At 71.6% G+C, this 11293-nt stretch carries 8 protein-coding genes; 6 read left to right on the plus strand and 2 right to left on the minus strand.

The features are described 5' to 3' along the window. Positions 1-71 precede the first annotated feature (71 nt). From hflX to holA, 6 genes are all read left to right on the plus strand, one after another. Positions 72-1505, plus strand: coding sequence for a GTPase HflX (gene hflX / locus FH608_RS09495; RefSeq protein WP_139630055.1), 1434 nt, complete (start codon positions 72-74; stop codon positions 1503-1505). A 498-nt stretch (positions 1506-2003) separates the two neighbouring features. Further along, entirely contained in the window at positions 2004-3212 is a 1209-nt protein-coding gene (gene hutI, locus FH608_RS09500; RefSeq protein ID WP_139630056.1) for an imidazolonepropionase, read from the plus strand. A gap of 13 nt (positions 3213-3225) precedes the next feature. Continuing rightward, on the plus strand, positions 3226-4308 hold the full coding sequence (locus FH608_RS09505) for a DegV family protein (RefSeq protein WP_226899220.1): 1083 nt from the start codon (positions 3226-3228) through the stop codon (positions 4306-4308). A 69-nt stretch (positions 4309-4377) separates the two neighbouring features. Next, on the plus strand, positions 4378-5550 hold the full coding sequence (locus tag FH608_RS52525; RefSeq protein ID WP_226899221.1) for a ComEA family DNA-binding protein: 1173 nt from the start codon (positions 4378-4380) through the stop codon (positions 5548-5550). A 316-nt stretch (positions 5551-5866) separates the two neighbouring features. Next, positions 5867-8176 (plus strand): ComEC/Rec2 family competence protein, encoded by a 2310-nt coding sequence (locus FH608_RS09515; RefSeq protein ID WP_226899223.1) that lies wholly within the window; start codon positions 5867-5869, stop codon positions 8174-8176. A gap of 224 nt (positions 8177-8400) precedes the next feature. Next, a complete protein-coding gene (gene holA, locus FH608_RS09520; RefSeq protein ID WP_139630058.1) occupies positions 8401-9372 on the plus strand; it encodes a DNA polymerase III subunit delta in 972 nt (323 codons plus the stop codon). A gap of 159 nt (positions 9373-9531) precedes the next feature. On the opposite strand, the gene FH608_RS09525 is transcribed toward holA, so the two are convergent. Further along, positions 9532-10653, minus strand: a complete 1122-nt coding sequence (locus FH608_RS09525; RefSeq protein WP_139630059.1) for an epoxide hydrolase family protein — start codon at positions 10651-10653, stop codon at positions 9532-9534. Positions 10654-10758: 105 nt separating this feature from the next. Further along, entirely contained in the window at positions 10759-11244 is a 486-nt protein-coding gene (locus FH608_RS09530; RefSeq protein WP_139630060.1) for a MarR family winged helix-turn-helix transcriptional regulator, read from the minus strand. Between the last annotated feature and the right edge of the window lie 49 nt (positions 11245-11293).

Consider the following 11293-nt stretch of genomic DNA (forward strand, 5'->3'; position numbering starts at 1 on the left):
GCACGGATGTCGTGCCACCATCGGGGGAAGACACCGAGGTGTCCAGACGTTCCCTAATAGAGATGACACGTATGCACGATTACTCCGAGCTCCACCTCGACGAGCTCGAGGCCGGTGAGTTCGAGACCGGCGAGATGGACCTCGAGGACCGCCAGGCGCTGCGCCGCGTGGCGGGCCTTTCCACCGAACTCCAGGACATCTCCGAGGTCGAGTACCGCCAGTTGCGGCTGGAGCGGGTCGTCCTCGTGGGGGTCTGGACCTCCGGCAGCGCCGCCGACGCCGACAACTCCCTGCTCGAGCTCAAGCTGCTGGCAGAGACGGCCGGTTCGCAGGTTCTCGACGGGCTGATCCAGCGCCGTCAGAAGCCCGACCCGGCCACCTACATCGGCTCCGGCAAGGCGCTGGAGCTGCGCGACGTGGTCGAGTCGACCGGCGCCGACACCGTGATCTGCGACGGCGAGCTGACTCCCGGCCAGCTCCGCCAGCTCGAGGACATCGTCAAGGTGAAGGTCATCGACCGCACCGCGCTGATCCTCGACATCTTCGCCCAGCACGCCAAGAGCCGCGAGGGCAAGGCCCAGGTCGAGCTGGCGCAGCTGCAGTACCTTCTGCCGCGCCTGCGCGGCTGGGGCGGCAACCTGTCCAGGCAGGTCGGCGGTCGCGCCGCGGGCGGCGTCGGCATCGGCGGCCGCGGCCCCGGTGAGACCAAGATCGAGCTGGACCGCCGGCGCATCCGCGAGCGCATGTCCAAGCTGCGCCGCCAGATCGGCGGCATGTCCACCTCCCGCGACACCATGCGCTACCGGCGCCAGCGGCGCGAGGTCCCGGCCGTGGCCATCGCCGGCTACACCAACGCCGGCAAGTCCTCGCTGCTCAACCGCGTCACGGGCGCGGGCGTGCTGGTGGAGGACGCGCTGTTCGCCACCCTCGACCCGACCGTCCGCCGGGCGCGCACGCCCGAGGGCCGGCTCTTCACGATCGCCGACACCGTGGGCTTCGTGCGGCACCTGCCGCACCAGCTCGTCGAGGCGTTCCGCTCCACGCTCGAGGAGGTCGCCGACGCCGACCTGATCCTGCACGTGGTGGACGGCTCGCACCCCGACCCCGAGGGCCAGCTGGCCGCCGTGCGCGAGGTGCTGGCCGACATCGAGGGCGCCTCCGACGTACGCGAGATCGTCGTGATCAACAAGGCCGACGCGGCCGAGCAGGATGTGATCGACCGGATCATGCGGCGCGAGCGCGACAGCATCGTGGTCTCCGCGCGGACCGGCCGGGGCATCCCCGAGCTGATGGCGGCCATCGAGCGGGAGCTGCCGCGGCTGGATCACGAGGTGCACCTGCTGGTGCCGTACGACCGGGGCGATCTGATCTCCCGGGCGCACCAGGAGGGCGAGGTGCTCTCCGTCGACCACGTCGAGGACGGCACGATTCTGCGGGCCCGCGTGCTGCCCGGCCTGTGGCAGGAGCTGGAGCGGGTGGGCAAGCCGGTGGAGCGGGTCTCCTGACCTGCTCGTCTCCCCCGGGCGCCCTCGGTGGCGCCCGGGTGGTGCGGTGACCCTCGCCGCGAATGACGCACGGCTGCCCAAAAGCGTCAGTGGTCCCCGAACCCTGGGGTTGCTACCATTGGCCAGACCCCTCGTAGGTCTGGCGTGATCGGGTTTTATGGGTTTCGGGTCTGGGTTTCGGATGATGACTCTTGGTGTCGAAGTCGTCAACGGGGGCCTTGGGGACGAGGTGGGGCTGGGTGACGCTTGGGATCAGTGGTCTTTCTTCCGAATAACCCTGTACAGCGAGCCCAGCTGTGAAATAACGTAACTGAACTGAAATCGCCGGATCATGACTCTGGCGATACGGTCACCGCACCAACATGATGCGGATGAGAGCAGGAGACCCCCCATGTCGTCCGGACCCGGAGCGGACTCAGTGGGCGCGGCCCAGGCCGTGCGCTGTGCGCTGCGCTCATGCCGGCGCGCGGGCGGGGACTCGCGCGGGGCGGTGATGCGGTGACCGTTCGACTGCTGACCAACATCGGCCGCCTCTGGACCGGCAACGAGGTCCTCAGCAACGCGGCCATCCTCGTGCACAACGACCGCATCGCGTGGGTCGGGCGGGCGCCCGACCTGCCGCAGAGCGTGCCCGGAGTCGTCGACGACATCGTTGACGTCGACCACGTCGAAAACCTGGGCGGCGCGCTCGTCACGCCCGGCCTCATCGACGCCCACACGCATCCCGTCTACGCCGGCAACCGCTACGCCGAGCTGGCCATCCGCACCGGCGGCTCCACCTCCGCCTCGATCACCGCGGCGGGCGGCGGCGTGGGCTCGACCGTCACCGTGACCCGCGGCACCGACCCGTGGACCCTCTGCAACGGCGTGCGCGAGCGGCTGCGCGGCTGGCTGCTCAGCGGCACCACCACGGTCGAGGCCAAGACCGGCTACCACCTCACCCGCGACGGCGAGCTCGCCGACGTGCGGCTCCTGCGCGAGCTGGAGAAGGAGCCGATGATGCCGCGGGTGCACGTCACGTTCCTGGCGGCGCACGTCGTACCACCCGAATACTTCGGCCGGCAGCGCGAATACGTCGAGGCCGTGGGCTCCTGGTGCGCCGACGCCGCCGCGGCGGGCGCCGACAGCGTCGACGTCTACTGCGACGAGGGGCACTTCACCACCGAGGAGTCCCGCTGGGTCCTCGCCTCCGGCCGCAACGTCGGCCTGCTGCCGCGCATCCACGCCGGCCAGTACAGCCGTCGCGGCGCCGTCCAGCTGGCCGCCGAGCTCGGCTGCGCCTCCGCCGACGGGCTGCACCACATGTCCGACGAGGACATCGCGATCATGTCCCGCTACGGCGTGCCCGCCGTCGTCTGCCCGGCCACCGCCCTCCAGCGCGGCCACCTGCCGCCGGTCCGCCAAATGATCAAGCACGGCGTCCAGATCGCCCTCGGCAGCGACCACAACCCCGGCTACTGCGGCATCACCTCGATGTCCCTGGTCATCGCCATGGCGGTGTCCGCGTTCGGGATGAGCGTCAACGACGCCCTGCGCGCCGCCACCCTCGGCGGCGCCACGGTCCTGGGCGCGCCCGACCGCGGCGTGCTGGCTCCCGGCCGGCTGGCCGACATCGTGCAGTGGGACGCCGACCACGAGGGCGCCTTCGCCTGGTCCTTCGGCCTGAAGCCGCGCCGCGTGTGGCGGGGTGGGACTCCGGTCCAGTAGCTAGTCTCGGGGTATGCCGCCCTCGGTCGCCGTCGTCACGGACTCGACGGCCTGCCTGCCCGCGGTGCCGGGCGTGACGGTCGTGCCGGTGCCGATGATCGCCGATGGCGTGCCCCTTCCGGGTGCCGCCACACGGCCTCCGGGGGATGGAGGGACGCCCGGCGGCCATCCCTCCACCGCCCCTTTAACCGGCGATTTCGCAGGGCGCTCGGCCGGCGACTCCACGGGGCCTTTGGCCGGCGACTCCACGGGGCCTTTGGCCGGCGACTCCACGGGACCTTCAGCGGGCCACCTCACGGGACCCTCGACGGGCGACCTCGCCTCCACCGGGCCCTTGGGCGGCGATCCGGCGCCCACCGGGCGCTTGACCGGCGACCTCACCTCGGCCAGCACCTCGCGCCCCTCGCCGGAGAGCTTCGCCTCGTGCTACTCCTCCCTGGCCGCCGCCGGCGCGACCGGGATCATCTCCATCCACCTCTCGGGCGAGCTGTCAGGCACCGCCGAGTCCGCCCGGGCCGCCGCCGGCCGGTCACCCGTACCCGTGGAAGTGATCGACAGCCGCTCGATCGCCATGGGCCTCGGCTACCCGGTCCTGGCCGCCGCCCGCGCCGCCGCGAGCGGCGCCTCCCTGGAGACGGCGGCATCGGCCGCACGCCGCTCCATTGCGGCCACCCGTACGTTCTTCTACGTCGACACCCTCGACCACCTGCGGCGCAGCGGCCGCATCGGCACGGCCGCCTCACTGGTCGGCTCAGCTCTCATGATCAAGCCGCTGCTCCACATCGTGGACGGCCGCATCTCGCTCCTGGAGAAGGTCCGCACGTCGTCGCGCGCCATCGCCCGCCTGGAGGACCTCGCCGTCCAGGCGGCCGGGAAGGGGCCGGTGGAGGTGGCCGTGCAGCACGTGGGGGCGGCGGAACGGGCCGAGACTCTGGCGGACCACCTGCGGAAGCGCCTGGCCGATCTGGTGGAGTTGCGGGTGGTGGAGGTAGGGGCGGTGATCGGCATCCACGTGGGGCCGGGAACGCTCGGCCTCACGGTCACCCCGTACGACGTCCAGGCCCCTCCGCCGGATTGTCCACAGCCCCCGCACTGACCCCTCGCCCTATCCCCAGAACGCCGTTCGGCACCTCTGCCGCCTGAGCCGAAGCCCTACGTTTCTGCCGTGCGAACCCCTGACCCCACGGCAGAGCGGACCATAGCCGAGTCCCGGCTCCGGTCGATCACGGCCCCTGCCCGCCGCCCGCCCGGCAGGCTCGCCCGTCGAGCGGGGAAACGGGCCCAGGCCCGGGCACCGCGCTTTCCGACCGACCCGAGCACCCCTTGGACGGCCTCCCGCCAGGACACCACGCCCCCCACGCTCTCCATCCAGGCCGACACCCTCTCACCGGCCCAGGCCCATCCCCACCACATCTCCATCCCTCCACCTCACCAGAGCCCCGCCTTCGCCCTCGTGGAGGAGCACGACGCGTCCACCCTGAGCTTCCAGGAACGCAGCACGTCCACCCCCACCTTCCAGGACCCCGGCACCGGCATCCCCACCTTCCAGGACCCCGGCACCGGCACCCCCACCTTGCCGGATCACAGCACGTCCGCCGTCACACTGCCCACGGTCCAGGCCCGCCGCGTACCCGCTCCCACCTCCCAGGAACGCAGCACGTCCGCCCGCACACCGCCCATGGTCCAGGCGCGCGGCGGCCCTGCCCCCATGCCGCCCACGTTCCAGGCGTTCCGCGCAGCCCTCGCCTCCAAGGCTCCCGCCCTCGACCCGGGCAGACCCGGCCTGCGGGTCCTGCTGGCGGTGGCCCTCCTTGCCGCCGCCGTCGCCGCCTTCTTCCTCTGGCGGTCCCAGCCTTCGCCGGAGCCCCTGCCGCCGCCCACCCCGATCGCCCGGCCGACGCCGTCCCCGAGCCCTCAAACCAAGCTGACCGTCCACGTCACCGGCAAGATCCGCAAGCCCGGTGTCTACCTGCTCCCCTCGGGCTCCCGCGTCACGGACGCCGTCAAGGCGGCGGGAGGCGTGTCACGCGGCGCCTCCACGGGCTCACTCAACCTCGCCAGACGCCTGATCGACGGCGAGCAGATCGTCGTGGGCGCCCCCGCAGGCCAGGCCGCCCCGGGCGCGCCCCTCACAGACCCGGCCACCGCCGTGCTCGACCTCAACTCCGCCACCACCGACCAACTCGAGCAACTTCCCGGAGTGGGGGAGGTCCTCGCAGGGCGCATCGTCGAGTTCCGCACCTCCCACGGCGGCTTCACCGCCATCGAGCAACTGCGCGAAGTGAGCGGGATCGGGCCGAGAAAGTACGACGAGTTGAAGGCGAAGGTCCGCGTCTGACATGCCCACCACGCACCCTCACGCCCCGGCCTGTACGCACTTCGACGCCGCCCACACCGATCAGAGCGATGGCGCGCGTGACCACGCCTGGCCCCTGGTCGTTCCCGCACTGGCCGCCTGGGCGAGCGCTCTGACCCTCATCGGGTGCTCCGCCCGTACAGGGATGATCGTCGCTGTCTGCTCAGCACTGGCGGCAACGGCCGTTGCGTGGCGCGCTGGCCTCACATGGGGGCGATCCCGGTCCACTTGGTGGCACGCCTGGCGATCACCACATCCGCCGCCCTGGCGCAACATCACCCTGGCCACACTCATCTGCGTGGCCGCCGCATCGGCGTCGGTCGCCTTCCGGGTCCACGCCTTGGCCACCGGTCCCGCATCCGACCTCGCCAAGCGGAATGCCTTCGTGAAGGCGGAGATCACCCTCACGGACGATCCCAGACGCAGGTCGAAGACCGGCGGCCACTTCAACCAAGAAGGCTACGTGACCCCGGCCACCCTGGAACTCGTCCAGACCACCGGCACCGGCCACTCCGTCAGCGTCCCCATCACCGTCTTCGCCAACGGACACGACTGGAGCACCTTCCTGCCCAGCCAGCGCCTCGAAGTCGCCGGCCGCCTCGCCGAACCGACCCCAGGCGACCTGGTCGCCGCCATCCTCCTGGTGAAAGGCCCACCTCGCGTCCTGACGCCCCCGTCCACCCTCCAGACGGTGGCAGGGAGCCTCAGGGCGGGCTTGCGAGCCGCCGCCGACGTCCTGCCCGCCGACCAGCGCGGCCTGCTGCCGGGCCTGGTCGTCGGCGATGTCTCACGCATGGACCCTCAGGTGGCCTCCGACCTCAAGGACGCGGGTCTGAGCCATTTGAACGCAGTAAGCGGGGCGAACCTTGCCATCGTGGCAGGCGCCACCCTCGCCGTGTCACGCCTCGTCGGCCTCTCCCTCCCCCTGAGAGCCGGCTTCGCGGCCTTCGCGATGCTCGCGTTCGCCGTGGTCGCTCGCCCGTCCCCGAGCGTCCTCCGGGCCCTCCTCATGGGCCTGGCCGCCGCCGTCGCCCTGGGCACGGGTCGCGCCAAGGACGGCCTGGGGGCCCTGGCGGCAACGGTGCTCCTGCTGGTGCTGTTCGCCCCGGAGCTCGCCCGCTCGTACGGCTTCGCCCTCTCGGTGGCCGCCACAGCCGGCATCCTCATCCTCGCCCCACGCTGGCGCGACCGCCTGTCACCGCCGAAGGAGGACAACGACACGCCCGGCCGACCCCAGCCAGCCGGCGAACCACAGCACACCGGCGTATCGGCGGCGGGCGGCACAGGTTGCGCGGCATCGGCCGACGGCGACGGCCGAATGGATGGCAACGGCGATGCGGCATCGGTCGGAGGTGGTTGCGAAGCGAAGACGGCGGTGGGTCGGTGGCCGCGGTGGGTGGCCGAGGCGGTCGCTGTGCCGGTGGCCGCGCAGGTGGCGGTGACGCCGGTTCTGGTGTTGATGTCGGGTCAGTTGACCCCCGTCGCGGTGGTGGCCAACCTGCTGGTGGCTCCAGCAGTCGCGCCTGCGACGCTGCTCGGGTTCGGGGCGGCTCTGGTGGCGCCCGTATGGCCGGATGGTGCGAAACTTCTGGTGATTCCGGCTGGATACGCGGTCGGGTGGATCGTCACGGTGGCCCGCTGGGCGGTCAATCTGCCCTTCGCCATCCTGCCGTGGCCCGGCGGTCTTCCCGGGCTGGGCCTGCTCGTGGTCGTGGTGGCGGTCGCCGTCCCGATCCTGCGGCGGCGTGCCTGGAGGGCGGTGGCGCTGACGGCGGCCGGGGCCGCCCTGGTGGCGGTGCTGGTGATCCGGCCCATCGCCGCCGCCTGGCCGCCCAAGGGGTGGCTGATGGTCATGTGCGACGTCGGCCAGGGAGACGGGCTCGTCGTGGCGGCGGGACCAGGACGCGGTGTCGTGGTGGACACCGGTCCCGACCCGATCGTCATGGATCGGTGCCTGCGCAGGCTCGGCGTCGAGGACGTGCCGCTGCTCATCCTCACCCACCCCCATGCCGACCACGTGGGCGGCCTGCCGGGCGTGCTCAGGAACCGCCGGGTCGGAGCGGTGGTCGTGAGCCCGCAGCGTACGAACGAGCGGGCCGCGGCACACGTCTCGGCCACGCTCGCGCACCAGCGCATACCGGAATGGACGGCGTCCCCCGGGACGGGGTGGCGTTTCGGCCCGTCCGAATTGACCGTGCTCGCTCCCGACCTCGCGCAGAGCCGGATGGACGGGCAGGGCGACGGGAGCGCGATCAACAACTCCAGTGTCGTCGTCCTCGTACGCTGGCGATCCGGCTCCATCCTGCTGAGCGGCGATCTCGAGACGGAGGCGCAGGAGGAGCTGTTGCGCCGGGTCCCGTTGCGGGCCGACCTCCTCAAGACTCCTCACCACGGCTCGCACCGGCAGTCCCCGGCCTTCGTGGCGGCCGTCGGGGCGCGCGCCGCGCTGATCAGCGTGGGGGCCGGTAATGACTACGGCCATCCCGCCCAGTCCACCCTCTCACTTCTGCGCCGCCTGGGCGCGACCGTCTATCGGACCGACAAGTCCGGCGACCTCGCCGTCGTGGAGCGCGATGGTGGCATGGCCGTGGTGCCACGCGGTCCGTAGACAACGGTCGGGACGGACGCCTGTGACCTGAAAGGCAGGAGGCAGGTCCGAACAAGATCGATACGTTCCGTCCCGGGATGGAGGCGCGGGCGGGCCAGTCGTCGCGGACAACCGCGCCCAGGTGTCTCGCATGGGGACGCGCCGGCGGACCGTGCCCGTCCGCCGGTGCAGGCGGTGGCTCGTCGAGTACCGGCTTGTCGGTGGCGCATGGCATGCTGCGTGTCATGACGGGAACCGATCCAGCACCTGTGACCCTGGTCCTCGGCGATGAGGAGCTGCTGGCCGAGCGGGCGGTGAGCGGTGTCGTCGCGGCGGCGCGGGCCGCTGATCCGGCGGCCGAGGTGCACGACCTGCTGGGCGGGAAGGTCGGGGTCGGTGAGCTGACGCAGCTGACGTCGCCGTCGCTGTTCGGTGATCAGTCCGTGGTGGTGATCCGCTCGGCGCAGGATCTGGCGAAGGACGTCATCGCGGAGGTCGTCGCCTACGCCAAACAGCCCGCCGGCGACACCGTGCTCGTGCTGGCGCACCCGGGCGGGGTGAAGGGCAAGGTGCTGGTCGACGGGGTGAAGAAGGCCGGGGCCAAGGTGGTCACGATCAGCAAGGTCACCAAGGCGGGCGAGCGGCTCGACTTCGTCAAGAACGAGTTCAAGCGGGCCGGGCGAAACATCTCCGGTGACGCCGCTCAGGCCTTGCTCGACGCCGTGGGCAACGACCTGCGGGAGCTGGCGGCGGCGTGCAACCAGCTGGTGTTCGACACGGACGACAAGACGATCGGCGCGGCCGCCGTGGCTCGCTACCACAAGGGGCGGGCCGAGGTCAGCGGCTTCAACGTGGCCGACTCCGCCGTCGAGGGGCGTCTGGCCGATGCCCTGGAGCAGCTGCGGTGGGCGCTCGGCACCGGGGTGGCTCCCGTCCTGCTGGTGAGCGCGCTGGCCGGTGGGCTGCGGTCGCTGGCCAAGGTCGGGAGTGCGCCGCGCAACCTTCGGGGCGGGCAACTGGCCGGTCACCTCGGCATGCCGCCGTGGAAGGTCGACCGGGTGAAGCGGCAGCTGAACGGGTGGGGGCCGGAGGGGTTGTCCAGGGCAATCCAGGCTGTGGCCAGCGCCGATGAGCAGGTCAAGGGCGGGGGAGCGGACCCGGCCTACGCGCTGGAGCACACGGTGCAGGTCATCGTGGCCTGCCGCACGGGCCGGTAACCGTCGCCGCACGGAGCGATGGCCGGTGTTGCCCGCTGCCGTACAGGACGATGGCCGCTGCTGCACAGGGTGGCTACCGCGCCGCCCTAGGACGTGGTCATCGCGCTGCTGCGCGGGGGGTGACGGCCGAAGTACGGGGCGGATGATCGTCGGCTTCCGTCAGCGCAGAGGGCGGAAGAAGGTGGTCAGTTCCCGCTGCATCAGCGCCGGCTCCTCCAGTGCCAGGAAGTGGCCGCCGCGGCCCGGTTCGGTCCAGTGGCGGAGGTCGGTGCAGGAGCGTTCGGCGATCGAGCGCGGGATGCCGGACATGACGGGTTCGTGGCTGAGGGTGATGGCCGTGGGTACGGTGATCGGCGGGCGGGGCGTGTTGTGCCCCCAGTCGAAGTACTGCCGGAACGAGGTGCCGATCGAGCCGGTGGCCCAGTACAACGTCAGCATCGTGAGCAGGGTGTCGCGGTCGAAGCGGGACTCCAGGTCGCCGTCGCAGTCGCTCCAGTCCCGGAGTTTGTCCACGATCCAGGCGGCCAGTCCGGCCGGTGAGTCCATGAGGGCGGCGGCGATGGTGTCGGGCCGGGTCCCCATGATGGCGCTGTAGCCGCCGTCGAGCTCGTCGTACGCCTCCTCCGCCGCCACGAACGCCTGCTCCTCGGCCGACATCGGCGGTTCGTCGAAGGAGGCGGGGAACGGCGGATGGATCAGGTGGATCCCGGCCACCTCCTCGGGGTGGAGCGCGGCGAGCCACTGGATGGCCGCCCCGCCGATGTCGCCGCCGAAGGCCGCGTACCTCTCATAGCCCAGCGTTCCGGTCATCAGCGTGTGCAGGCTGCGCGCCATCGCGGCGCGCGTGAGCGGTTCGGCGGGCAGGTCGGAGTAGAGGAAGCCCGGCATGGACGGGATCACCACGTCGAACGCGTCGGCCGCGTCGCCGCCGTGGCTGGCGGGGTCGGCCAGGCGGGCCGCCAGGGGCAGCATCTCCAGGAAGCTGCTGGGCCAGCCGTGGCAGAGCAGGATGGGCATGGGCGCCGGACCGGCCCCGGGGATCCGTACGAAGTGCAGGCCCCGCTCCCGATGGTGCGGCAGCGCGTTGAGCTCGGCCTCCCGGGCGCGGTAGTCGAATCCGTCCGCCCAGTACGCCACCAGTTCCCGCAGGTACGAGGGATCGGCTCCGCCTTTCCACGGCTCCGCGCCGGAACGGGGGGTGAACCTGGTGGCGCGCAGGCGAGCCCGGAGGTCGTCCAGCGCGTCGCCGGGCACCTCGATCCGGAAACGTGGGTGGTCCACTTTTTTCCTCCGATCAGCGATATGTCCTGACCGGCGTACCAGGGGTGGATGGCCCGGTTCAAGCGGATATCGGGTCGCACGCCTCCGCGGGCGGCGGCGGCCGCGTCAGTGGGCGGTCTCCGTCGTCGCCAGGAGGTGTTTGAGCAGGCCGTCCAGAACGGCCTGGTCAGCGGGGGACAGGGCGCTCACCATGCGGGCCTCCACCTCCGCCCGGATCGTCATGGCGTCCATCCACAGCTCGTGCCCCTTGGGGGTGAGCTCGACGTCCACCCGCCGGCGGTCCTCGGTGCTGCGCACCCTGCGTACGAGACCTGACCGTTCCAGCGTGTCGAGCCGGCCCGTCATCCCGGCCGGCGACAGCAGCAGGTCGGCGGCCAGCTCGGACGGCGTCGCGGCGCCCTCGCGGGCCACCAGCCGGTGCAGCGTCTCGAACTCGAAGTCCTGCATCCCCACCTCCCGCAGCGCCGCCTCCTTGGTGTGGGCCAGGTGTTTGACGAGGAACTGCAGCCGCGTCACGATCCCCTCCACCCGCTCGTCGAAGGGCGCCTTGCCGCGCCAGCGGGCCAGGTGGCGATCGACCGAGTCCTCCATGCGACGGATCATACGGCAGCAAGTATTTTGTTGACGAAAGATTAGCCAA

This window comes from Nonomuraea phyllanthi (assembly GCF_006334985.2).
Lineage (GTDB): Bacteria > Actinomycetota > Actinomycetes > Streptosporangiales > Streptosporangiaceae > Nonomuraea > Nonomuraea phyllanthi.